Source organism: Vibrio sp. 99K-1, from assembly GCF_013114585.1.
Lineage (GTDB): Bacteria > Pseudomonadota > Gammaproteobacteria > Enterobacterales > Vibrionaceae > Vibrio > Vibrio chagasii_B.
The window spans coordinates 12,801-35,681 of record NZ_VTXF01000029.1; the positions used below are offsets into that span (position 1 = coordinate 12,801).

Below are 22,881 nucleotides of genomic sequence, written 5' to 3' on the forward strand. Positions count from 1 at the left end.
CTAATTATTCCCCTTTAATCGCTTTAGTTAAATTCTTGAACTTACTTCCAAGGAAGTCGAGAGAGGCTTGATGCCTAATTTGGTTTTGCATGAAAAGGTTTCTTTCCAAATCCAAATCAACCGTGTTGCCATCTCCTGTATCAGGTTGGGTAGGAATTCGATACTTCGTTTCCCCGTTCACCGTCGTTTCGGCAGAAATGTGCCGACCGTCTGTGCGGCTAAGACCAATGCTTGCCCCAGAACTTGCCGCCTGCAGTGATTTCTTAAAGTCTAATCCCTTTGCTTTATACCCAGGCGTGTTTGCTTGCGCGATATTGGTGGAAAGCACCTCAGCGTTACGCTCACGTACACCAACTGTGTGTTGGTGAATGCCTAAAGCATTATCAAAAGAAATAGCCATCTAAACCTCAACTCAAGAACTGACTGTTATGAAATAACCAAAGCAATATATATACCAACTTTTAAAACGAAGTGGTCTATTTATACTTTTACAGGTTACTCGTGGGTAAACTTGCAATATACAAGCCAAAAAATAGAGTAAATTGGAATGTCACTCTGACTTAAAGATATAGGTTAAGCCGGAAAAAGAAAACCCAGCACTTGGCTGGGTTTTAAAATTATTCAGTAATGTCACACCATATTTAGGTGGCGGCAATTACTTCAATTTGTAGATGATACCTGGGTTACAACGAACCATTTCGAAGCGGTCCGTTAATCCAGTTAACGACTCAGACGCCCCCAGAAGCAAGTAACCACCTGGGTTCAGGCTGTTCGCCATTTGGTTAAGCACTTTAGATTTCATCTCTGGAGAGAAGTAAATCAGTACGTTACGACAGAAGATAATGTCGAACTTACCCAGAAGTGCGTAACTGTCCATCAGGTTTTGAGGACGGAAGTTCACCATGCGCTTCACGTTGTCTTTTACTTTCATGCGGCCATCGCCTGCATCCTCAAAGAAAGTACGGCGACGCTCTGGAGAAAGACCACGACCTAAAGCAAGGTTGTCATACGCACCAGTGCGGCACATATCCAACATGCTTGCAGAGATGTCAGTTGCGGTGATCGATACATTTGGCAGCATACCTGGCTTACGAGCTTGAGTCTCAAGCACCGTCATTGCCATTGAGTATGGTTCTTGGCCTGAAGAACTTGCCGCAGACCAAATCTTAATAGGACGTTTATTTGCCGCTATTTCCGGTAGAAGTTTATCCGCAAGCACTGCAAACGGGTAAGTATCTCGGAACCAAAGTGTCTCGTTCGTCGTCATAGCATCCACTGCTGCCACTCGCAACTCACGGTTTCGCCCCGTCACTACATCTCTCAATAAATCAGACAGCGAAGCTAGGTTAAACTTTGCTACTAATGGGCTTAGGCGGCTGCGCACCAAGTACTGTTTGCTGTCACCTAATACAATGCCACATTGAGATTCTAAGAAACGGCTGAAATCGCGATACTCTTGATCACTTATTGTTATAGCAGTCATTAATGTCTCTTTTAGTTAGTTAACGCAGCTTTAACGGCTGCACCAAGCTCATCAGGATTGAACTTAGCAATGAAGGAGTTTGCTCCAACACGCTCAACCATGGCTTGGTTAAATACACCACTCAAAGATGAGTGTAAAATTACGTATAAATCTTTTAGTTCAGCGTGACGGCGAATCTCAGCAGTCAGCGTATAGCCATCCATCTCTGGCATTTCGATATCTGAAATCACCAATGAAATCTGATCGTAAATACTGCCCTCTGCTGACATCTGCATCAGTTTCTCGTAGGCTTCTTTACCATCTTTCACGGCAATCACTTCAAAACCAATCGACTCAATAGCGCGTTGAACCTGTTTACGTGCAACGGTTGAGTCATCAGCAATCAAGATGCGGCGAACGAGTTCTTTTTCTTGTTCTACTTCTGCGATTTCTTCAGCAATCTTGCTGTCCATGGTTTCATCAACAGGCGAAATTTCAGCTAGGATTTTTTCAACATCAAGAATTTCAACCAGTTCATTATCGATGTTGGTTACCGCTGTCAGATAGTTCGCTTTACCAGCGCCATCTGGCGGCGGAAGAATCGATTCCCAGTGCATGTTGATAATGCGCTCTACTGAACTAACCAAGAAACCTTGAATGGTTCGGTTGAACTCAGAGATAACCACAAAACACTTTTCAACATCCGTTGTCGGACGGCCACCAATCGCTAAGCTCAGGTCGATCACAGAGATCGTTTGGCCACGAATGTGTGCGACACCTTTAACCAGTGGGTTCAAGTTTGGCATCTTCGTCAGCTTAGGGCATTGAAGCACTTCTTTTACTTTAAAGACATTAATGCCGTAACGCTGACGCCCCATTAGGCGAAAGGTTAGTAATTCTAATCGGTTTTGACCGACGAGTTGCGTACGCTGATTCACCGAATCAAGAATACCCGTCATGAGCTCATCTCCATATCAAACTTTTTTGTATAAAAAGTGTTAGTCTACTGCAGGCTACGAACCACCAGAGAAACGGAATGACGTATTATAAAACAAATTTGCCACCTCTTTCCATAGCAATGTGTAGAGCTACTTTTAAAACTGTCGCTAAGTTTATCGGCATTTTATCAATATTGTTTAGTTTTTTTGTGCAAGCTGCGACCCCAGAACAAATTGAGATGATTCAGTCTGCGGCGGAGCAACACATCCTTGATACCGTTGAACAGCCACGAGGCGGCGAACTCTTTGTTAATTCAGCAAATGTTGACTCAAGAATCAAAGCAACAGACTGCCCGGTTCCTCTTGAGACAAGTGCCTCAACCACCACCAATACCCGCAGCAGTATTACGGTTTTAGTGCAATGTGTTCCTGATGAGTGGCGAGTTTATGTACCGGTACGTCTTTCGATGTCAGTGCCGCTTGTGACGACTACTCGAGCACTAGCGAGAGGCGAGATTGTCGGTCAATACGACGTGACAACCGCGATGATTTCTCTTAACAAATTCCGTCGCCAAGGCTTCACCGCTCCAGAGCAAGTTATCGGCGCCAAGGTAAAAAAGAACCTAAGGCCGGGTGACGTTGTCGAAAGGGGTGACATTTGTGTCGTATGTCGAAACGAGAAGGTTATCATACAGGCAGTAAAAGGTGGCATGACCATTACGACTAAAGGCACAGCGCTAACTGATGGCTCTATGGGTGATCAAGTAAGAGTGAAAAATGATAAATCACAGCGTATAATTGAAGGTATTGTTACCAACATGTCTGAAGTCACGGTTTACTTTTAACTCTCTACTTCTCAATTGGCGGTACCGTTAGCTATTTCGCTTTCGACTCTAGCATTGAAATACGTAGCTTCAGTGTTATATCCCTTTTCGACTAAAGAGCGAAAAATTGCTAAAGTAATCGAACCCTTGGTCGATATTGACTGTACAGGTTCCCATTTTTGAAGAAAAAGGCTTAACTATGGCAGGCATTGATAACATTCGTTCAGGGCAAACCCTAACGACCACTAACCGATCAGCAGTACGCTCTGATTCGAGTTCTGAGTCATCACGCTCTGATGTTTCAACTAAATCACCAGCGAGCAAAGATGCGGTTTCACTAAGCCAACAAGGCAAAGCGATCGGTCAACTCCACCAAGACATGGCAGCAAACCCAAGCTTTGACTCTGCAAAAGTTGCAGCAATCAAAGAAGCGATCGCGAACGGTTCATACACAGTTGACCCAGAAAAACTGGCCGACAATATGATGAAGTTCGAAAACGAATTAAAAGGTCTTTAAGTTCTCCCCTCTTGTACTGAGTTCTTAACTTAAGACACACAAGATTATTGATAGGTTACGTTATGGCGGCACTAGCAGATTTAGTTAATTTCCAACTTCAAAATGCCAAAGCCTTATCTGAGCTACTAAGTTCAGAGAAAACCGCTATTACAAGCCGACAATCGACAGATATTGAGCGAATTGCCAAGGAAAAAGTGGTCCTTGTCGAACAGCTAAGATCAACCGATCAACGCATCGCTGCCCATAGCAATATCTCAGAACTGACCGAGAATCCTGAACTTGCTCAGTTAGTCTCAACCATCAAGTCTATTGTGCACGATTGTCATCAAGCGAACCTGGTGAATGGCGAGGCCCTAAATCGAGCACACCTCAGCTTCAAAAAACTCAGCAACATGATGCAACAAAGCCACGGCAAAATTGGCATGACTTACAACGCCGGCGGTCAAACGCACACTATTTCAACGTTGGGAACCAACGTAAAAGCTTAGTTAAGCTACACCTTTTCGATAACACCATTGTTTTTTCCTATCTGTATCTGTATCTGTATCTGTATCTCAGCCTATCTACATTTCGACTCCAATCAAACACCCACATATCTGAAAGTACGCCCAAGACAGCAAAAACAAAAAGCGGCAAGTATTTTCATACTTGCCGCTTTTATATTCATGTTAGGGCGTGTTGACCTTTCGTGGTTAAATTTTGTTCGAGATAAAAGCGTTTTAATCGCGGCGAGGGGGAAGTAGCCTAGTCATTCTAAGCAAATCTCCCTCAACAAAGAGTAAAACGCTTTTTGCGGGGGCGCCCAGCTCGAACCCTTTGGGCAGCGTTTGCTGCTCATTTCTACTACGTTATCGGCTTCTCATGTAGGCTAGCTACATATCAAAGCCTCTGCCTTGTATAAATACCCAGCAACTCGCTGCAAAAATCAGCTCGAAAGATCAACACGCCCTGGTTATTGGTTGCCGATACGCCATCTGGAAAGCGACTGGCGGCCAATATCATTTATTCATGCTCCGATACTAGAACAGCGTCTGTTGTCTCTTCTCAGGTACAGCCTGAACTTCGCCATAGTTACGTAATTGATCCATCTTGCGGATATCCAACTGAAGCTCAGTCACATAGCTATCGCCAACTGGGTAACTGCGCACGACTTCTGCACCGCGGATAACCCCATCAACCGCACCTGATGTGCGCTCTGTACCAAGGCGTTGGTCTTCAAGTTCAGCACGGCCACTGACTCGCATCCCATAAACTTGTTCCGCAAGTTCACGATAAGCATCGATCTTAGAGGCTCTCATCGCACGGATGCGCTTCTCTTCGTCGTTGCGACCTTTTTGCTCACTGATACTCGCGTAACCAACAGCAACCAAGAAATCGTCTGGTCTCATGCTCTGCAAAGGCTGACAGCCAACAAGCAGTAAAGCAGCAACCACAAATATTAACTTCTTCATCTCGAACTCCTAAGGGCGAAGAATAACAGTATAAGGCTGACTGATCGTTGGGTCAGAACGAATGATCACGCCATCTTGAGTTCGAATACTGTTCAGAGTATCGAGGTCACGGCCAATACGGTCTGCAGGCAAAAAGCCTTGTGCCGAAGCCACGACAATACGAGTTTGCATGCCCACCACTCGAGCATTAACAAGCACACCGCCCTCTTGGCGCAGCATAGTACCCGTTAGTACGTATTGAACGTCTTGCTCTTGAGCTAAGTCTTTCCAGTCACGGCTAATCGCAAAGTCACCTTGATGAGTCACTTGGATAGAACCCGTGGTTTTAAAATCGACCACCTTGAAGCCACGACGTTGAAACTGATGAATGAAGCCTTCAGATACTGAATTACCAAGCCAGTTTGTTGTGTCCATGTGTTGCAGGTCAACAAACGAGGTGATCGCGATAGGCGTTCTTGCTGAGATACTGGTGTTCGACACGATCAAGTCTTCAGTCATGCTTTCAACGAAGAAATCCATGGTGTGACGAGGGCTGTCCATCAGCATGAACTGACTGCCGGCATACTCAGTCTTGCCGTTATAGATCGGCGAATAAGCGCATGATGTCAGCAACATGACACTCATTACTACGAGCCATTTTTTCATTCTCTAATCTCCAGATAGTTTTAGTGCTACCTGTTCCAATATGTTCTCGCCATTATTCTTTTCAATGGATTACAATGTTGGAACAGTCTTTGCTTTTCATTAATGGTTCAGATTAAGAAAAACGCACTTAAGTCAGCTTCAAGCTTATAGTTATTTGTTAAGCAATATTTATACCCAACTGGTAACGAATAGATGAAAAAAATAATTTCTTACTTATTTTCAATAGGTTCACTGATAATCATAAGCTTCAGTGCTCATGCCTCATGGTATGAAGTTACCGGTACCGCAACCATCGTCTCGTCAGAAGAGACGGCAAGGATCCACGCTCTGGAAGACGCGGTCTATAAGGCCGTTCAGTTCTCGGGGGCTGACATTGGCAGTATTGCGAACCTGACGCCTTATCTCGATGGCAAGAAAAAGGAATACCAATTTACTAACCACGAAGTACGCTACATCTTGGTTGATAAAGAGAAGAAACGCGGTGGCAATTTAATGATCACCGCAAGAGTCGACATCTACCCTTCGGCAAATGCTTGCCATGAGAGCCAATACAAGAAAACCTTCTTGGTGGGGAATATCGATGTCACCTCTCCACAACAAGCCGTGATGGGAAGAATCTACAACATCGGTGATGATTTCGGCCACGTGGTTGATAGGCAGCTAGCAAAAGAGTCTCGCAGCTTTGTTTCTGTCGGTACCACCAATTACGACATCGACAAACGTCAACCTGAAGTGATCAAGATGATCGCTCAAGACACGGGCGCGCAATACATTATCGGTGGTGACATTACCGATTTAACGGCAACCATCGAATCCAAGCTATTAAAAGATGACATCATCAACCGTCAGTTTGCATTAGAGATGCAAGTATTTGATGGTAAGACAGGTCATCAAATCTACACCCGTAGCTATCGTGAAGTAGCAAAGTGGCCATTTGCTAAAACCAGTGAAGTTGACACTCGCAGTGCTCGTTTCTGGGCATCGACCTACGGCAGCATGATGCTTCGTGTTAGCCGTAACATCATGTTGGACTTAGAGTCTGAAGTGTCTTGTAAGATCACGCTTCCTGAAGTTGCAGCCGTCTTCGGTAACACAGTGACCATTGATTTGGGCCGAATGCATGGCGTACAACAGGGTGACAAACTGCAGCTATGGCACACAGGTTCGTTTATCGACCAACGAGGTTTACCTCGCAATAAAGTCTCACAAAGCGATATCACACTGACCGTTTCTCGCGTCTACGAGAACGAAGCTGAACTGACGATTGATCAGCCAAGCCTGGCGGGAAGCATTCAAATTGGTGATGTGATGCAAAAAATCATGTAGTTAGCAGCACTCTAAACTCATAGTTTCTAATAAAGCCTTAGCACCTCTGTTAAGGCTTTAATTTTTTCATGGGTATTAGTTTCGATTTTTACGTATTTGTCGTAACCTTACTAATAACATAATCATCACTTAGCAAGCTATGAGTCAGAATAATCTAATTGGTGCTACCGGCTATCGCTTTATTTCGAAAGGTAAGACCGCTTTTAAGATCCACATCCACACACCAGAAGACACGGTACTGCACCGGTCTGTCGGTTTTGTTCGTATGGGCGAAGAAAAAGCACTCAAGAAAACCATCAAATTGAGAGACGAGCTGGGTAAAGAGCTTTGGGGTAGGTTTTGGAAGAAGGTTCTCAAGGAGCCTTACCTAATGACGCGCCTTCCGCATAGTTTAGAGCCTAAGATTGTATTCAAGCCAAACCCAACACAAACTGACCCTGAACATCGTGATGAGTGCTATATAGCCAAATGGCGCGTGTTCTCCGATAACGGCGATTACAAATACAAAACCAAGGTCTGCTCCATCAGAAAGCACGGTCGACTGGCCGCATACAGCCAAACTAAACGCGCACTACTTGACGCTCACAAAGACGTGATTGATTTACTCATATTCATGGGACGCCTCAACAGCATCGACCTGAAGTAGCTTTAAATTCCAATCAGTTTACCTAATGAATCAGATACAAAAACAGCCGCATTTGCGGCTGTTTTTTTATTTTTAGAGCAATGAGATAGAACTATCACGATTACAAAGCACTAAATAGACCATCTAGCTTCGGCAAATCTCTGCCAGTGTCGTCAATCGGCGTTTTGAATCTTTCACATAAGGATTGGTTTGATCCCATGCGTAGCCCGCTAAAATCGAGCACACCATTTGTTTAATCTTAGGGTTGGGATCCTGATAGAAAATCACATCCTGCAGAGTACCGGAGTACCAACCTTCAACGTACGTTCTGAAGGTGTTTACGCCAACCATCAGCGGATCCGCGTATTCACGTTCCCAATCGACCGTCTCACCATTGAGCTGCTTTTCCACACACTCAACCGCAAACTGCGCCGACTTCATAGCAATCGTCACGCCTGACGAGAACACAGGGTCAAGAAACTCACCAGCATTGCCTAGCAGTGCGTATTTGTCAGTTGCAAGGTGTTTAACGTTGGCAGAGTAACCACCGATTTCACCCGCAGGGTTTGGGTACTCAGCGTTTGCCAATATTTCAGCCAAACCCGGCTCTTCCATTGCCAATTGCTTAATCGCGGCAATCTTATCCTCAGGGTAAGACTCAAAGAACTTCGGCTCCCCTACCACACCAAATGAAGAAACACCGTTGCTAAACGGGATCAACCAATACCAGACATCAGGATTGGTTGGGTGCACAGAGATTAGAATTTTATTTCGATCGTATTCTAGCTCAGTATCCACCTCAGCAATATGATCGTTAATGTGCGTGAAAATAGCTTTACGAGGTGGAAGTGATGATTGCTCTTCCAGATCAAGCATCTTCGGCAGTACTCGACCAAAACCACTGCCATCCAAAACGTACTGTGCTTCTAGCTGATAGCTTTCTCCATCAAGCACTTGAACATCTAAAATAGTGCTGCCGTCGGTAAAATTAATGCCCGTCAACTCATGCTGGTAATCGATAGTGACGCCTTGTGCCTCAGCAGTATCTGCAAGCAACTTATCAAAAGCACCACGTTGAACCTGAAAAGTGGTTCCCGGCCCTGTAGAGAACTTATCCTCAAAATTGAACGCGGTGTACACGCCATTTTTACGAAATGCTGCGCCATCTTTGTATTGGAAGTTAGCCTTGGTCACCGCGTCGGTCATGCCCGCTTGTTCAATCACTTCCATACAAGCGGGTAGTAGGCTTTCGCCAATTGAGAAGCGAGGGAACACGCTCTTTTCGATTACTCGAACATCGATGCCTTTTTTGTGCAATAAAGACGCGGCAATAGACCCTGATGGCCCAGCTCCGATGATCACTACTTGAGTAGACAGTTTTTTCATTAATTTAAGCCATGTTTGTTATGTGTTATTGCGCGCTAGCTTTCAATTCAAGAAGCGTATGACCAAGACCGATATCATCGGTGCGAGTCACCACTTCAAAGCCAGCTTCTTCAACTATCTCTAAGAAATCTTCACTGCGGTAAAAACGACTGTTGCCGTTTGCCAAGCACGTAAAGTAAAGCGAAGTCGCGTTTAAGCTATACGAAGCTGCATCGTATTTCTGTGCATCCCAGAATAATTCAAGGATATAAACGGTCGCTTGTTCTGACATATGCGAGCGGACACGCTTTAAGATGCTAAGGATTTCCATTGGCGAGAAACAATCGAGGAATTGACTCATCCACCACACATCCGCCCCCGTTGGCAGCGCTTGTTGCTTATCTAGCATGTTGGCCGGGAAAGACGTCACTCTGTTTTGATGGCCATGTTGCTTAGCGTTCGCCATTGCCATTTCTAACTGCTGTGGCAAATCAACAATCGTGACTTCAACATCAGAATCATGGTTGCAACACTGCATTGCCCACTTACCGGTATTGCCGCCAATATCCACCAGCGATTTAGGTTTCTTGCTGAAGACTTTTTCAAGCAACACAGGGAACGAACGATCCGAATAGAAATGATCGAACTTGAACCAGCTCTCTTTCGCTTTGTCAGGTAATTGAGACAAGCCTTGGTAGATCGTCTCCCAATCCCCTAGCTCCTTCAAACCAGCAGGAGTGCCCTCTTCAATCGCTTGAGTGAGGTGCATCATCGCGGCATAACAAACATCGGCTGTGAAATCCATGTTTGCGTTGGTCATGCCATCATGCAACAGGTAGAAACCAAGGTTGGCTATCTTATAGTTAGGCTTTTCCCAAACAACAATATGAGCGCTAAGCGCCATATCAAGTAACACTTTCACACCATATTCAGATACACCTGTTATTTCTGAAATAGTCTCAGCAGGTAAGCCATCGCTCCCCGCATCATCGAGCGCTTTTAAAATACCTAAATCACGAAGTGTACGAGCAGTATGAAAAACAATAGGAGCAAAAGATAATTTTTGTGCTTCTGTTTTTGCTTCTAATGCATTGAATGGATCTAATTTATATTCCGACACGAAAAACCTAACTTATAAATAATAGAGGGTTACTCAGCTGCCATTTGTGCAAGCTTACGTTTAATATCAACGTTTAAGTTATTAACCCAGCGGTTGTAATTACGGTGTATTTCACCATCGTCATACTTCAAATTCTCTGATTCAACGTAAAGAATAGAGTAAAATTTGTCGTTATAAGGGATATCAACCACTGCGTGATGTGAACGAACATACAATTCAGCGCGGATCAAACCAGGTTTAATCTCAGAAACTAACCAGCCTCGATTTTCAGCAGATTCATAAATAGCTGATTTCACCTGTTTACTTTGAAGATTATGTGCAACTGGAGTATCCTCAACATTCATTACAGGCTGGACACGTCCACACCCTGCAAGAACCAATATGAATAACATTGAAACGGCTATTTTTAGTAATTTCATTTAAATTCCTTACCTGTGTTTATTTATAAGCACGCATAGTATTTAGTTAGACCCAAAGCAAATCAATACTCTATGTCAAATCAATCCCAATTAATGTCGTTTAATATTGAGAAATGGTCTGCAAACTCGGCTGGTCTCAATTCTGATGCCGAATGGCAAGCCTGGAGCACTAATTTAGATTGGCCGCAAGATGGCTCAACTGAATTTAAAGCGATCCCACCGATGATGCGTCGCCGAATGAGCCTACAAAGTAAATTGGCCGTTCAAACTGCATTGACACTCTTAGAAGACAACTCGATTGATTATCTGGTTTTTGCCAGTCGACATGGTGAACTGCACCGAACCGCAACCTTGATCCAGTCGATATTGGAAGGTGATGATGCCTCGCCAATGGCGTTTTCACAGTCCGTGCATAATACAGCCGCAGGGTTAACTACCATCGCAGCGAAAGCACCAATCCCTCTGACCTCTATCGCGGCCGGCCAAGATACTTTCCACAACGCTTTGATTGAAGCCTATCTTTACCTGAATCAATATCCATCGCATCGTGTATTAGTTATCGATTTCGACCAGCCTTTGCCAGAGCTCTATCAAGAGTTCGAAGCTCAAACTTATGCCGACTATGCGCTAGGATTAGTGCTCACCTCCGGAAGTGATTACTCAGTATCAAGAGCTGTAACTTCAGTATCAAAATCTGTAGCTAACGAAAGCTCAGCCACTCCTTTACCACAAGGCTTGCAGGCGCTACAAAACATCCTTCTAGGTTCACAGAGCTGGACCATAACAGGTAAGCATCAAGATTGGACTTGGACAAACAACGCGAAAGCCGGAGAACTATAATGAGCAAGGTCGACCAATATTGGCGAGTATTCGCGACAGGCCTCTGCTTTACCATCTTCGGCTTGGGAGGCCTAGTTCTCAGCTTCTTGATCTTGCCATCTATCGCGCTCATCACTCCCAACACCATTCAGCGTGAGCTCAGAGCTCAACGATTGATTCGCTTCTCATTCAATGCCTTCTGCCAGATCATGAAATTCACAGGCGCAATAGATTATCGAATTGATGGTGCGGAACTACTGCGAGAAGATCGCAACTGTATCATCGTCGCCAATCACCCAAGTTTGATTGACTATGTACTGATCGCCTCGCAACTTCCTCAATGTGATTGCCTCGTTAAAGCAGCCATTTGGGAAAACCCATTTATGAAAAGGATCGTCAAAGCCGCGGGCTACATACCCAATCAGGCTCCCGACGATCTTTTAGAACGCTGTGAAGAGCGCTTTTCGCGCGGGAATGTACTACTTGTTTTTCCCGAAGGCACTCGCACAACGCCCGGAATTAAACCATCCTTACAGCGTGGTGCGGCACAAATTGCCACCCGAACACAAACCGATTTACGGGTGATTCATATTACGGTTTCTCCGACATTCTTAACGAAAGAGAAAAAATGGTATCAAGTTCCTGTGACGAAGCCCTTTTTTCATGTCGCGGTGAAAGGTAAAATAGAAGTCGCACCATTTATTGAAGGCTCAAATAATTTAACTTCGGCAGCAAGACGCCTTAATCATCATCTTGCACAAACAATTTTCCCTTCCGAAGAAAACATTTAGTGTATCAATAACATAACAGGCGATATCTGCATTTCGAAAATACCTCATATAATGTAGAATCGCCCCCTTAAAGCAGCATTTAGACAAAAGCATTAAGTAGGCCAAAGTGGAAACATTACACAACGAACTGAAACAACTGATCATCGACGCATTAAATCTTGAAGACATGAGCATTGATGAGATTGAAACGGAAGCTCCACTGTTTGGTGATGGACTAGGACTAGATTCTATTGATGCACTAGAACTTGGCCTTGCTATCAAGAAGAAGTACAACATCGTAATTGATGCTGATGATTCAAACACTCGCGAGCATTTTGCATCGGTTGAAAACCTAGCGAAGTACATCTCATCTCAAACGAACAACTAGACAGATCTTTATGACACAAGCTAACCAACAAGAAGTATACAACCAGGTTAAAGATGCGCTGATTGAGCTGTTCGAGCTTGATGCTGAAGATATCACACCAGAAGCTCATCTTTATCTTGATCTAGACCTAGACAGCATTGATGCGGTTGATTTGGTCGTTCACCTACAGAACGTAACAGGTAAGAAGATCAAGCCTGAAGAGTTCAAAGCAGTGCGCACCGTTAATGACGTTGTAGAGTCTGTGGTTGAACTATTGAAGGACGCATAATGCGTCCTCTGCTGACTTTGCTGTCGGCAATCATACTTTTCACATATCCAATAGCGGTTTACTTTGGACTCAACAAGTTTGGCCTGCAAACCGTGGGTATCGTCTTGGCCGTTATCTTTGCTGTTCGCATTTTTACCGGCGGCCAGGCAAAAATCAAAGAGCTAAAACACCTAGCTTGGATCAGTGGAAGTGCTGGTATTGTTCTGCTGACATTAGGTTTAGCCTTTAAGCAGCATGGCTGGCTAACCTATTATCCCGTTATCGTTAATGTTTGCATGCTGGCTGTATTTGCTTCAAGCCTATGGCAACCACAAACGATTATCGAACGTCTTGCTCGCCTTCAAGAGCCTGAGCTTCCACAAAGTGGCATTGATTACACCAGAAAAGTCACCAAAGTCTGGTGCTTGTTCTTCGTTATCAACGGCTCTATTGCTTTTTACACCTGCTTCCAACCGCTAGAAGTATGGACCCTATACAATGGCTTACTCAGCTATCTGTTTGCAGGGGTGCTCTTTGCAGGGGAATGGGTAGTAAGACAGCGCATTCGTCAGAGTTAAATTGTTATGACCCAAACCGTATCTTACACCTCGTTGTCTGAACTTCTCAGCCAGAACAGAGCCCCTGAATCTATTGTCTGCTTTGACGACAATAGTGAGATTACGTGGCAAACCTTTAACGACGACTTATCTCAACTCGTGCACCTTTTGTCTTCACCCCCTTTTCAACGAGTTGCGATTTGTACCCAAGATAGCTACCTATTTTCGATAGCATTTTTAGCGTGTGCAGCAGCGAACAAACACATCATCTTACCGGGTAACTACCAACCTTGTGCACTTGCTGAGTTAAGTGAACAGTTTGATTGCCTGCTAGTTGATGGCTCGATTGGCGAAGTTGAGGTGAGTGACGTTCGCAATATCCAAACCTTGTTGGACTCAAGCACCGAACTACAAAAGCCTCTAACCGATGCTCTTACGACCATCGATTTGGCAACAGTCCCATTAACTCTGTTTACTTCAGGTTCAAGCGGTACGCCAAAAGCGATAGATAAAACGTTAGAACACCTAGATATTGAGACCGCTCAGTTAAACAAAAACTGGGGCGAATTACTCAAGAATAACCGAGTCCAAAGTACGGTCTCGCACCAACATATCTATGGTTTACTGTTTAGAATTTTATGGCCACTCAGCTCTGGTGTTCCATTTGCTCGCAACAACCTCGAGTACCCTGAACAAATTCTGTCTCATGCCAATAAAAACTGTGTTCTGATCAGCAGCCCTGCGCTACTGAAGCGATTAAAGCATGAGACCAACAAGGTACAACTTGCCGGAATCTTCTCTTCGGGTGGTCCATTGCCTACCGAGTCGGCTCACCAGTCACGAGATCTACTAGGACATTTACCTATCGAGGTATTTGGCAGCACAGAGACCGGTGGCATCGCCTTTCGCCAACAAGAGAGCGCTCAAACCCCTTGGCAGCTTTTTGACTGTATTGAGGCTAGTCTCAACAGTGAGAATTGCATTAAGTTATTGTCGCCGTATATCGATAAGAACAACTGGTATCAAACCGCTGATGAGTGCGAGATGGTCTCGGAGAGTCAATTCATATTGAAGGGCCGAACGGACCGAGTGATCAAGATAGAAGAAAAACGAGTATCACTGGTTGAAGTGGAGAAACGACTGGAGCAACTGCCTTGGATAAGTGAGTGCGTGGTGATTCCATTTGAGGAGCCTGAGCGATTAATCTTAGCCTCTGTTTTGGTATTATCAGATGAAGGCCAAGCCGCTCTATCGACCATGAGCAAAGGCAAATTCTGGTTGATGCTGCGTACAGAGCTCAGAAAGTGGTTAGAGCCAATCGCTATCCCACGAAAGTATCGTATTGTTGATGAGATTCCTCTCAACAGCCAAGGCAAGCGATTAACATCTCACATAGAACAGCTAATAAAATCATAGAAACCGCTGATCGTATTTTACACTGAGATTATCTTTTTATATTTTTGTCAAAGAACCAATATTTGCCCAAGGATTCTAAGCACGCCCTATGGATAAAAGAAAACCAAACATCATTGCTGTAGACACGGTAGAAAATGAATCGACCCTGACACTTCATGTTAGCGGAGATATCACCGATTTTAAGGGGCACTTCAAGAGCTTCCCTATTCTACCGGGCGTCACGCAAATTGATTGGGCACTTCACTACGCAGTCCAAGAGTTAGGCGTTCCTGGTTTCTTTAAAGGCATGGAAGTCATTAAGTTCCAAGAGCCTATCCTGCCTGACGCTACAATCCAGCTATCACTCAAATGGGATGCTGACAAAGACAAGCTGAGCTTTAGTTACACCTCGAACAACGGTGAACAGACCCACTCTTCAGGCAAAATGAAGTTGGGAGAAAAAAGTGAATAGCGCTCCCGTCGAGGCTACTTCTCAACACCCAACAGAAGAAAGCAGCTACAAGGCTTGCTTCCTTATCCCGTGCTTTAACCATGGCGCAACCATGCCTACTGTGGTCTCGTCGCTCCATCACTTTGAGTTGCCGATCATCATCGTCGACGATGGCAGTGAACTGACCACAAAACAGTTTCTGGCTCCTCTTGCAGAGCACTCACATGTAACCTTGGTGACACTTGAGCAGAACCAAGGCAAAGGCGGTGCAGTAAAGGCCGGTATCAAAAAAGCACACGAACTCGGCTTTAGCCACGCCATTCAAATTGATGCTGACGGACAACACGACCTTGAAGCCTTACCAACATTAATTGAGGCCTCACAAGCTAAGCCACAACGTCTGATATCAGGCCAGCCTGTCTACGACGAGAGTGTGCCCAAGGCGAGACTGTACGGGCGCTACGCGACACACATTTGGGTATGGATAGAAACCCTTTCTTTATCAATTAAAGACAGCATGTGTGGCTTTAGAGCGTACCCTATCAACCAAACACAAGCGGTACTTAGCAAATACGATGTTGGCTCTAGAATGGACTTCGATATCGAAATTCTAGTTCGCCTGTACTGGGAAGGCTGCGACATAGACTTCGTTGAAACTCGAGTCATCTATCCTGAAAACGGCATCTCTCATTTCGATGCATTGTGGGATAACATCAAAATCAGTTGGATGCATACGCGCCTGTTCTTCGGCATGTTGCCAAGAGCACCAAAGCTGATTGCTCGCCATTTCAAATCCGATTCTGCTGAAAGTTACCAAGCTTCATCGACGGATTCAGAACTGCAAACTTCAGAGCAACCGCACTGGTCTCGCACCCAGGAACGCGGCACCGTGTTAGGTATCAAACTGTTATTAGCCATTTATACCTTGTTAGGTCGCGGTGTGTTCAACCTTATTCTGCGTGCCGTCATGCGTTACTACCACTTAACGGGCAAGCGCGCGCGAAACGCTTCTGAGCAATACTTGTTTCAGTTGAAGGCCTATGCGGAACAGCAAAATATTGAGTTACCCGGCGAACTAACCAGCTACAACCATCTGCTTTCGTTTGGGCATACCATGCTCGACAAGCTTGCGGCATGGAAAGGCGATTTCTCAGTAGAGAACCTCACCATCCATGGCCAAGACCAATTCGAAAACATGGTGGCAAATAAGCAAGGTGTGCTGATTTTAGGCTCACACCTAGGCAACATTGAATTATGTCGCGCTTTAGGTCGCAGACACTCAAACATCAAAATCAATGCGCTGGTTTTTACAGAACACGCAGAGCGTTTTAATTCAGTAATGAAAGCGGTTAATCCGCAGTCAGATCTAAACCTAATTCAAGTGACTTCAATGGGGCCTGATACGGCTATCCTTTTGCAGCAGAAATTAGAGCAAGGTGAGTGGATCGTTATTGTCGGGGATAGAACTTCCACCAGCAAAGAGAGCCGCTCGGTATGGGCAGAGTTCTTGGGTAAGGAAGCGCCGTTCCCTCAAGGGCCATTTATGTTAGCCTCTGTACTCAAAGCACCCGTATTTTTGCTATTTGGGTTACGTGACGATTCACAAGCAAACCCGCACTTTAATGTCTATTTCGAGCATTTTAGCGACAGAATCGAGCTACCCAGAAAAACACGCGAACAATCTTTAAAGCAAGTCGTTCAACAATACGCAGACCGACTTCAGCACTACACACTGAAAGCACCGCTTCAGTGGTACAACTTTTTTAATTTTTGGACATTGAGCAAGCACCATGACGAAAAAGAATCCAAATAGCATCACCTTTGGTGCCGAACGCCTCACAATTGAGGATGTTGTCGCTATCTCACAGGGCGCAAAAGCCTCGATGAACACCAGTGACGAGTTCACTTCAAAAATCGACCGCGGTGTAGCATTCCTAGAGCGCCTACTTAAAGAAGAAGGCGTGATTTACGGCGTTACAACAGGTTACGGTGACTCTTGTACGGTTGCGATTCCGCCAAGCCTTGTCGATGAACTGCCTCTTCACCTAACACGCTTCCACGGTTGTGGCTTGGGTGACATACTGTCTCACGAGCAAGCACGTGCGGTACTTGCAACTCGTCTTTGTTCGCTCTCACAAGGTGTATCTGGTGTGACTCATGATCTGCTTAACCAGATCGTTACCCTTATCAACCAAGATATCTCACCGCGTATTCCTCAAGAAGGATCGGTGGGTGCCAGTGGCGACTTAACACCTCTGTCTTACTTAGCAGCCGCGTTGATTGGGGAGCGTGATGTCATCTACAAAGGTGAAGTACGCCCAACCAGTGACGTCTACAAAGAGCTAGGCATTAGCCCTATTAAGCTTAAGCCAAAAGAAGGCTTGGCATTGATGAATGGTACGTCTGTCATGACGGCATTAGCGTGTATCGCTTATAAGCGTGCAGAATACCTAGCTCAGCTATCAACTAAGATCACGGCTATGGTATCGGTCGGTATGCACGGCAATGACTTCCACTTCGATGAAGCCTTGTTCGCAGTAAAACCTCATCCGGGTCAACAACAAGTTGCGGCATGGCTGCGTGATGATCTGCAAGCAGATCGCCCGCCACGTAACAGTGACCGCCTACAAGATCGTTACTCTCTGCGCTGTGCTCCACATGTTATCGGTGTGGTTCAAGACTCTCTACCTTGGCTTCGCCAGATGATCGAGAACGAGTTAAACAGTGCAAACGACAACCCAATTATCGACGGTGATAACGAACGCGTACTGCACGGTGGACACTTCTATGGTGGTCATATCGCAATGGCAATGGATACACTAAAAACTGCCGTAGCCAACCTTGCTGACCTGCTTGATCGCCAAATGGCCCAGCTGATGGATTACAAGTTCAACAACGGCTTACCATTCAACCTAACGGGTGCTGAAGGCGAACGTAAACCAATCAACCACGGCTTCAAAGCAGTACAGATCGGCGTGTCAGCTTGGACAGCAGAAGCATTGAAACACACCATGCCTGCAAGTGTGTTCTCTCGCTCAACTGAGTGTCACAACCAAGACAAAGTAAGCATGGGCACCATTGCTGCTCGTGACTGTTTACGTGTTCTAGAGCTAACCGAACAAGTCGCGGCAGCGTCACTTCTGGCTGGTACGCAAGCGCTTGAACTTCGTAAACGCCACAATGAACTTGATGAGCACCACATGAGTGAGAACCTCAAGCACATTCGCGACGAAGTACTGAAAGAGTTTGAGTTTATTGTCGAGGACCGTCCGCTGGAAGGCGATCTACGCCACTTTATTTCTCGTATTCAAAATCAGCATTGGTCACTTTACTAAAAGAACTTTACTCATAGAGTAGTTAACCTCATAAAGTAGCTAAGTTCATATAGTAACCAACCCTTTACGCAATATTGTTGAGAGCGATTTATGTCTGAAATCCTTCATCCATTACAATCTGAGGTGACACTTGTCACCTCATTCCAAGATGCCGACCCAATGGGTGTGATCTATCACGGCAACTACTTCCGATTTTTTGAAGAAGTAAGACGCATCATGATGGATAAGATTGAATACAACTACCATGAGATGAAGGATTCAGGTTACATGTGGCCTATCATCGATACCCGCGTAAAATACATTAAGGCGATACCGTTTAATCACAAGATTAAGGTCACGGCGAAGCTCACCGAGTGGGAAAACCGCCTGCGCGTCGATTATGAAATTCATGATGCTCTAACAGGCGCTCGCATGACACGTGCTCACACAATGCAGGTTGCGGTAACCATTGAAGAGCAAGAGATGTGCTTTGCTTCACCGAAAGTGTTTACCGACAAGGTAGAACACTGGCACCAGTTTGGCTGCTTACCTCTAGCTGAACATCAATCTCAGGCCTCTAACCCACAGCAGGTGAATCATGAGTCTGTTTAAACTCAGTCGTAAACACATCAGCGGCTTGCTGTTAGGACTCGCTGCGATGATTGCGAGTGGCCTTGCTAGCGCTAGTCAAAACACCGCTGCCGTCGGTTCTATTTCAGAACTGCAAACGGTGTTGAGTGAAAATAGCATTGTTCGTGGCGAGTTTACTCAAACACGCAATATGGAAATGTTCGCCCAGCCTCTGACGTCGCAAGGTACATTCCTATTAGACAAATCAAACGGCCTACTCTGGACACAAACCACACCGTTTCCGGTGAACTTAGTGCTCACCGACAACAAGTTGAGCCAAAGGTTTGCCGACCAGCCCGCAAAGATCATCACTGATAAAGAAAACCCAATGGCGTTTTATTTCAGCCATATTTTCCTATCTGTGTTCCACGGTGATACACAAAAACTTCAAGACCAATTCTCACTGTCATTCCAGCCTGCAACCGTGCAAAGCTCAGACCATAACACAGGATCTTGGACACTGACTCTTAAGCCCAAAAGCGCGCCAATGAATGCAGTATTTGAGGCCATCACGCTGCAAGGCAACGGTGATATTGAGCGTATCGAGTTAAAAGAGATTCGTGGAGATAGCACGGTGATCGAATTTAGCCAGCTAAGCCACCAACCGGAAGTATTGTCAGATGCCGAAGCGCAACAATTTGAACTCTAAGCTCGCCCTTGTCTGGCTAGTAATTGCGGCGCTTTTTAGCGGACTGTTGATCAAACAGTTCGCTTTTTCTTCTTCAGTGCCCATCGAAAGCAACATCATGAAATTGCTGCCTGAAAATCAGCAAGATCCTATGGTTGAACAAGCTTTTCAGCAGATTTCCAACTCGATGAGTGAGCAAGTGGTGTTCATCTTGAGCGGCTCCGACATCACGAACACCATGGCAGCAACCCAAGCCTTTGAGAAATCGCTCAATCAAGACGCCTTTTCTGACAGTTCAGTTCTCTTCAAACATGTTCAAGGCAAGATCAACGCCAGCACACAAAGCCAATGGAGTGACTTCTATTTTCGTCATCGCGCTCAATTGCTGACCGAACAACAGAAAGAAACATTAACTCATACACCAGAATCGCGCGCGCAATATGTGATTCAATCCTTGTACAACCCTTTTTCAGGCGTGACAGCGACCGAGCTAACCTTAGACCCATTCCTGTTATTTCGCGACTATATAAGCGAGGTTGGCACCCGCTCGAGTAACTTTGGGCTTAAAGATGGCTATCTCACCGCTCAATCTCAAGAGCAATCACATATTCTCGTTACCGCAACGCTGGCAGGCTCTCCTTATAGCTTAGCGATTCAAGAACAACTTCCTGTATTAGACGCTTTAGAGCGAAAAATCGAGAAGCAATTTGACGTTAAAGTTCAGCACACTGGCGTAGTTTTCTACGCAAATTACGGTACTCAAAGTGCGAAGTCTGAAATCAGCACTATTGGCTTAGGGTCATTAGCGGGCGTAATTTTATTGGTGTGGTTAACCTTTCGTAGCGCACTGCCACTTGCCTTGTCGTTGCTCTCAATTAGTACGGGATTATTAGTCGCATTGGCGAGCACCGTCGCTATTTTTGGTAAGGTCCACCTATTCAGCTTGGTATTTGGCGCGAGCTTGATTGGCGTATCCATCGATTACTCATTTCATTACCTCACTGACCGTTTGGCAGCAGGAAGTCAGTGGCAAAGCGATAAAGGCTTAAAACACATCTTCATTGCGATCACCCTAGGCTTAATCACTAGCTTAATCGGATACCTTGGGCTGCTGGTTGCGCCTTTCCCTGGTCTACAGCAACTTGCGCTATTCTCATCTATCGGGCTTATCGCGGCTTACGCCAGCGTGGTGTGCTGGTACCCTGTATTGGCCTCTAAACCAAGCCAAGAGCGAGCGCTTCCTTTGGCCGGCCTTTGGCAGACATGGTTAAACTTGTGGAGCAACCCCAGATTTAGAATCGGCTTGCCATTGATAGTGACCGTCTTAAGTTTGGCGTCAATCACCCAGGTCCGCTACGACGACGATATCAGGCAACTTCAAGCAATGCCTGACGAGCTAAAACAACAAGAGCAGGCCATATCAGAAATATCTGGCCTAGGCAGTGCTCAGAACATGCTGTTAGTTACTGCCGAAAGCAACCAAGCGCTGCTCAATAAGTTAGCGTTGATCAGCTCTAATCTTGATAACTTAGTCGCTCTGCAAGCTATCTCAGGTTATCGCAGCGTCAATCAACACCTACCAAGTGAACAAGAACAACACCAAAACTATCAGCTAGTTAAGCAACTTTATGATAGTCAAAACACCACATTGCAAAGTACGCTTGGCTGGCCGAGCTTCCCAGAGCTTCCTAAATACATTCCGATCACGCTCGATGAGTTTCTATTGTCGCCTGTATCAGAGCCGATTCGTCCGCTTTGGTTACAACCAATCAATAACCAAGCAGCGTCGGTTATCATGATCAAAGACGTCATTAACACTGAGCTGTTCTCACAGTGGTTGGAGTCAGACTTCGCTCAGCAACAAGGTGTGAAATACCTCAATAAAGCAGATGAAATCTCCTCTCTTTTTGCTGAGTACCGCGTCAAAATTACCGAGCTGTTATTGATTGCCTTCGCTGCTATTGGCATGGTGCTAGGTTGGCGATATGGCGTAAAACAAAGCCTATTAATGCTTCTACCATCTCTTATCGCAGGTGTAGCGGGGTTAGCGGTGACTGGCGTTTTAGGCTCAACATTGAACCTATTTAATCTGCTTGGTTTGATTCTGATTTTAGGGATCGGTATCGACTATACCCTGTTCTTTGCGGAGCAGAAGAAGTCGCTAAGCACCCTATTAGCGATCACTTTGTCTGGCCTCACGACACTGCTGTCATTCGGCTTACTGTCACTGAGTCAGACTCATGCGATTCATAGCTTCGGGATTACCGTGTTAACCGGTATTTTTGTGGCATGGCTACTTTCTCCACTCGCAATCAACAGCGAACAAGCCACAGAAAAAACCAAACCTCGCGAGGCCTTTAGATGAACAAGACAATCAAGATAGTGCTCGCCATCGTGCTAGGGTTACTACTCAACGCCTGTTCAATGGTTTCTCAACAACCGACAGGTGCAAGTGTCGCAATCGATCAAGAGACAGAATTAGCCTTACCCCTTCCTGCGGATCTTGGATACTCATTGACGGCAAGTCAGTTGATCAGCGCGACTTGGCAAGAGGATACCCAGCAGTTACCGGTTCAAGTTGAAGTCACGCCCGATAAAGTCGTTTTGGCGGGCTTCTCTTCTTGGGGTACACGCATCTTATCGCTGCAGTATCAAAACCAAGCCATTGAAACACAAGTGCTATCTGGCCTCGGAGCTACCCTACCGCAGCCCGAACAAGTACTGTTTAATTTAATGCTCACCTTGTGGCCTGCAGAAGCATGGGCCCAACCGCTACAAGGTATTGGGTGGCATTTGGTCGATACAGATAACAGCCGCACTGTGTTTAATGCCAAGAAGCAGGCAATCATCCGAATTGATTACCAAGCACAACCGAATACACACAAAACAGCAGGCAACATTGTTTTTAAACATTTGACCCAAGGCTACACCATTACGATACAAACGTTAAATTCAACGATTATCGATAACCCAAGTAAGAGCTAAACACT

The 22,881-nt window shown here is 45.4% G+C and carries 26 protein-coding genes; 18 read left to right on the forward strand and 8 right to left on the reverse strand.

Annotation, left to right across the window (positions count from 1 at the left end; genetic code table 11):
- Positions 1-4: 4 nt before the first annotated feature.
- From flgB to F0228_RS20260, 3 genes are all read right to left on the reverse strand, one after another.
- Positions 5-400 carry a flagellar basal body rod protein FlgB gene (gene flgB, locus F0228_RS20250; RefSeq protein ID WP_004739719.1) on the reverse strand — a complete coding sequence of 132 codons (396 nt, stop codon included), beginning with the start codon at positions 398-400 and terminating at the stop codon, positions 5-7.
- A 255-nt stretch (positions 401-655) separates the two neighbouring features.
- On the reverse strand, positions 656-1,483 hold the full coding sequence (locus F0228_RS20255) for a protein-glutamate O-methyltransferase (protein WP_008218231.1): 828 nt from the start codon (positions 1,481-1,483) through the stop codon (positions 656-658).
- An 11-nt stretch (positions 1,484-1,494) separates the two neighbouring features.
- A complete protein-coding gene (locus F0228_RS20260; RefSeq protein WP_004739721.1) occupies positions 1,495-2,421 on the reverse strand; it encodes a chemotaxis protein CheV in 927 nt (308 codons plus the stop codon).
- Between the two features lie 77 nt (positions 2,422-2,498).
- On the opposite strand from F0228_RS20260, the gene flgA reads away from it, so the two are divergent.
- The 3 genes from flgA to flgN all read left to right on the forward strand — a co-directional run bounded on the left by flgA (position 2,499) and on the right by flgN (position 4,229).
- On the forward strand, positions 2,499-3,245 hold the full coding sequence (flgA, locus tag F0228_RS20265; protein ID WP_061034107.1) for a flagellar basal body P-ring formation chaperone FlgA: 747 nt from the start codon (positions 2,499-2,501) through the stop codon (positions 3,243-3,245).
- 178 nt (positions 3,246-3,423) lie between these two features.
- Positions 3,424-3,741 carry a flagellar biosynthesis anti-sigma factor FlgM gene (flgM, locus tag F0228_RS20270; RefSeq protein WP_061034108.1) on the forward strand — a complete coding sequence of 106 codons (318 nt, stop codon included), beginning with the start codon at positions 3,424-3,426 and terminating at the stop codon, positions 3,739-3,741.
- Positions 3,742-3,803: 62 nt separating this feature from the next.
- A complete protein-coding gene (flgN, locus tag F0228_RS20275; RefSeq protein WP_004739725.1) occupies positions 3,804-4,229 on the forward strand; it encodes a flagellar export chaperone FlgN in 426 nt (141 codons plus the stop codon).
- A gap of 531 nt (positions 4,230-4,760) precedes the next feature.
- Here flgN and flgP read toward each other — a convergent pair.
- Together flgP and F0228_RS20285 are read right to left on the reverse strand one after the other, a co-directional pair.
- A complete protein-coding gene (flgP, locus tag F0228_RS20280) occupies positions 4,761-5,192 on the reverse strand; it encodes a flagellar assembly lipoprotein FlgP (RefSeq protein WP_008218224.1) in 432 nt (143 codons plus the stop codon).
- Positions 5,193-5,201: 9 nt separating this feature from the next.
- The gene (locus F0228_RS20285) at positions 5,202-5,837 is read right to left on the reverse strand and encodes a FlgO family outer membrane protein (RefSeq protein WP_032498316.1); all 636 of its coding nucleotides are present in this window, start codon (positions 5,835-5,837) and stop codon (positions 5,202-5,204) included.
- A 192-nt stretch (positions 5,838-6,029) separates the two neighbouring features.
- Between F0228_RS20285 and F0228_RS20290 the strand changes: the two genes are divergently transcribed.
- Positions 6,030-7,163 (forward strand): flagellar assembly protein FlgT, encoded by a 1,134-nt coding sequence (locus tag F0228_RS20290; protein WP_061034110.1) that lies wholly within the window; start codon positions 6,030-6,032, stop codon positions 7,161-7,163.
- A 139-nt stretch (positions 7,164-7,302) separates the two neighbouring features.
- On the forward strand, positions 7,303-7,809 hold the full coding sequence (locus tag F0228_RS20295) for a Fe3+-citrate ABC transporter substrate-binding protein (protein ID WP_171731499.1): 507 nt from the start codon (positions 7,303-7,305) through the stop codon (positions 7,807-7,809).
- A gap of 123 nt (positions 7,810-7,932) precedes the next feature.
- Here F0228_RS20295 and F0228_RS20300 read toward each other — a convergent pair whose 3' ends face one another.
- From F0228_RS20300 to F0228_RS20310, 3 genes are read right to left on the reverse strand one after another with little or no spacing between them, the layout of a single operon-like run.
- Entirely contained in the window at positions 7,933-9,174 is a 1,242-nt protein-coding gene (locus F0228_RS20300) for an NAD(P)/FAD-dependent oxidoreductase (protein ID WP_171731500.1), read from the reverse strand.
- A 25-nt stretch (positions 9,175-9,199) separates the two neighbouring features.
- Entirely contained in the window at positions 9,200-10,273 is a 1,074-nt protein-coding gene (locus F0228_RS20305) for a methyltransferase (protein WP_171731501.1), read from the reverse strand.
- Between the two features lie 29 nt (positions 10,274-10,302).
- Complete coding sequence (locus F0228_RS20310; protein WP_061034114.1) at positions 10,303-10,692, reverse strand: hypothetical protein; 390 nt, start codon at positions 10,690-10,692, stop codon at positions 10,303-10,305.
- Positions 10,693-10,764: 72 nt separating this feature from the next.
- Between F0228_RS20310 and F0228_RS20315 the strand changes: the two genes are divergently transcribed.
- The 13 genes from F0228_RS20315 to F0228_RS20375 all read left to right on the forward strand — a co-directional run bounded on the left by F0228_RS20315 (position 10,765) and on the right by F0228_RS20375 (position 22,876).
- Positions 10,765-11,532, forward strand: coding sequence for a beta-ketoacyl synthase chain length factor (locus F0228_RS20315; protein ID WP_171731502.1), 768 nt, complete (start codon positions 10,765-10,767; stop codon positions 11,530-11,532).
- A complete protein-coding gene (locus F0228_RS20320; RefSeq protein ID WP_171731503.1) occupies positions 11,532-12,302 on the forward strand; it encodes a lysophospholipid acyltransferase family protein in 771 nt (256 codons plus the stop codon). Before F0228_RS20315 ends, F0228_RS20320 begins: the two co-directional genes overlap by 1 nt.
- 106 nt (positions 12,303-12,408) lie before the next feature.
- The gene (locus F0228_RS20325; RefSeq protein WP_061034117.1) at positions 12,409-12,669 is read left to right on the forward strand and encodes a phosphopantetheine-binding protein; all 261 of its coding nucleotides are present in this window, start codon (positions 12,409-12,411) and stop codon (positions 12,667-12,669) included.
- A gap of 10 nt (positions 12,670-12,679) precedes the next feature.
- Complete coding sequence (locus F0228_RS20330) at positions 12,680-12,937, forward strand: acyl carrier protein (protein ID WP_004739745.1); 258 nt, start codon at positions 12,680-12,682, stop codon at positions 12,935-12,937.
- Complete coding sequence (locus F0228_RS20335; RefSeq protein WP_105059156.1) at positions 12,937-13,494, forward strand: septation protein IspZ; 558 nt, start codon at positions 12,937-12,939, stop codon at positions 13,492-13,494. Before F0228_RS20330 ends, F0228_RS20335 begins: the two co-directional genes overlap by 1 nt.
- A gap of 6 nt (positions 13,495-13,500) precedes the next feature.
- A complete protein-coding gene (locus F0228_RS20340; protein ID WP_171762713.1) occupies positions 13,501-14,889 on the forward strand; it encodes an AMP-binding protein in 1,389 nt (462 codons plus the stop codon).
- A gap of 88 nt (positions 14,890-14,977) precedes the next feature.
- Positions 14,978-15,340: a hypothetical protein gene (locus F0228_RS20345; protein WP_061034120.1), complete on the forward strand. Its 363-nt coding sequence runs from the start codon at positions 14,978-14,980 to the stop codon at positions 15,338-15,340.
- Complete coding sequence (locus tag F0228_RS20350; RefSeq protein ID WP_171731506.1) at positions 15,333-17,132, forward strand: glycosyltransferase family 2 protein; 1,800 nt, start codon at positions 15,333-15,335, stop codon at positions 17,130-17,132. Before F0228_RS20345 ends, F0228_RS20350 begins: the two co-directional genes overlap by 8 nt.
- Positions 17,110-18,654, forward strand: a complete 1,545-nt coding sequence (locus F0228_RS20355) for an aromatic amino acid ammonia-lyase (protein WP_105059152.1) — start codon at positions 17,110-17,112, stop codon at positions 18,652-18,654. Before F0228_RS20350 ends, F0228_RS20355 begins: the two co-directional genes overlap by 23 nt.
- Positions 18,655-18,744: 90 nt before the next feature.
- Positions 18,745-19,245 carry an acyl-CoA thioesterase gene (locus F0228_RS20360; protein ID WP_061034123.1) on the forward strand — a complete coding sequence of 167 codons (501 nt, stop codon included), beginning with the start codon at positions 18,745-18,747 and terminating at the stop codon, positions 19,243-19,245.
- The gene (locus F0228_RS20365; RefSeq protein WP_171731507.1) at positions 19,232-19,912 is read left to right on the forward strand and encodes an outer membrane lipoprotein carrier protein LolA; all 681 of its coding nucleotides are present in this window, start codon (positions 19,232-19,234) and stop codon (positions 19,910-19,912) included. The genes F0228_RS20360 and F0228_RS20365 overlap by 14 nt, the downstream gene beginning before the upstream one ends.
- Positions 19,884-22,256, forward strand: a complete 2,373-nt coding sequence (locus F0228_RS20370) for an MMPL family transporter (RefSeq protein WP_171731508.1) — start codon at positions 19,884-19,886, stop codon at positions 22,254-22,256. Before F0228_RS20365 ends, F0228_RS20370 begins: the two co-directional genes overlap by 29 nt.
- Positions 22,253-22,876: a DUF3261 domain-containing protein gene (locus tag F0228_RS20375; protein WP_171731509.1), complete on the forward strand. Its 624-nt coding sequence runs from the start codon at positions 22,253-22,255 to the stop codon at positions 22,874-22,876. Before F0228_RS20370 ends, F0228_RS20375 begins: the two co-directional genes overlap by 4 nt.
- Positions 22,877-22,881 lie beyond the last annotated feature (5 nt).

Coding starts and splice junctions, on each gene's coding strand:
- flgB (WP_004739719.1), bottom strand. CDS start 400: ATGGCTATTTCTTTTGATAATGCTTTAGGCATTCACCAACACACAGTT.
- F0228_RS20255 (WP_008218231.1), bottom strand. CDS start 1,483: ATGACTGCTATAACAATAAGTGATCAAGAGTATCGCGATTTCAGCCGT.
- F0228_RS20260 (WP_004739721.1), bottom strand. CDS start 2,421: ATGACGGGTATTCTTGATTCGGTGAATCAGCGTACGCAACTCGTCGGT.
- flgA (WP_061034107.1), top strand. CDS start 2,499: ATGACGTATTATAAAACAAATTTGCCACCTCTTTCCATAGCAATGTGT.
- flgM (WP_061034108.1), top strand. CDS start 3,424: ATGGCAGGCATTGATAACATTCGTTCAGGGCAAACCCTAACGACCACT.
- flgN (WP_004739725.1), top strand. CDS start 3,804: ATGGCGGCACTAGCAGATTTAGTTAATTTCCAACTTCAAAATGCCAAA.
- flgP (WP_008218224.1), bottom strand. CDS start 5,192: ATGAAGAAGTTAATATTTGTGGTTGCTGCTTTACTGCTTGTTGGCTGT.
- F0228_RS20285 (WP_032498316.1), bottom strand. CDS start 5,837: ATGAAAAAATGGCTCGTAGTAATGAGTGTCATGTTGCTGACATCATGC.
- F0228_RS20290 (WP_061034110.1), top strand. CDS start 6,030: ATGAAAAAAATAATTTCTTACTTATTTTCAATAGGTTCACTGATAATC.
- F0228_RS20295 (WP_171731499.1), top strand. CDS start 7,303: ATGAGTCAGAATAATCTAATTGGTGCTACCGGCTATCGCTTTATTTCG.
- F0228_RS20300 (WP_171731500.1), bottom strand. CDS start 9,174: ATGAAAAAACTGTCTACTCAAGTAGTGATCATCGGAGCTGGGCCATCA.
- F0228_RS20310 (WP_061034114.1), bottom strand. CDS start 10,692: ATGAAATTACTAAAAATAGCCGTTTCAATGTTATTCATATTGGTTCTT.
- F0228_RS20315 (WP_171731502.1), top strand. CDS start 10,765: ATGTCAAATCAATCCCAATTAATGTCGTTTAATATTGAGAAATGGTCT.
- F0228_RS20320 (WP_171731503.1), top strand. CDS start 11,532: ATGAGCAAGGTCGACCAATATTGGCGAGTATTCGCGACAGGCCTCTGC.
- F0228_RS20330 (WP_004739745.1), top strand. CDS start 12,680: ATGACACAAGCTAACCAACAAGAAGTATACAACCAGGTTAAAGATGCG.
- F0228_RS20335 (WP_105059156.1), top strand. CDS start 12,937: ATGCGTCCTCTGCTGACTTTGCTGTCGGCAATCATACTTTTCACATAT.
- F0228_RS20340 (WP_171762713.1), top strand. CDS start 13,501: ATGACCCAAACCGTATCTTACACCTCGTTGTCTGAACTTCTCAGCCAG.
- F0228_RS20345 (WP_061034120.1), top strand. CDS start 14,978: ATGGATAAAAGAAAACCAAACATCATTGCTGTAGACACGGTAGAAAAT.
- F0228_RS20355 (WP_105059152.1), top strand. CDS start 17,110: ATGACGAAAAAGAATCCAAATAGCATCACCTTTGGTGCCGAACGCCTC.
- F0228_RS20360 (WP_061034123.1), top strand. CDS start 18,745: ATGTCTGAAATCCTTCATCCATTACAATCTGAGGTGACACTTGTCACC.
- F0228_RS20365 (WP_171731507.1), top strand. CDS start 19,232: ATGAGTCTGTTTAAACTCAGTCGTAAACACATCAGCGGCTTGCTGTTA.
- F0228_RS20370 (WP_171731508.1), top strand. CDS start 19,884: ATGCCGAAGCGCAACAATTTGAACTCTAAGCTCGCCCTTGTCTGGCTA.
- F0228_RS20375 (WP_171731509.1), top strand. CDS start 22,253: ATGAACAAGACAATCAAGATAGTGCTCGCCATCGTGCTAGGGTTACTA.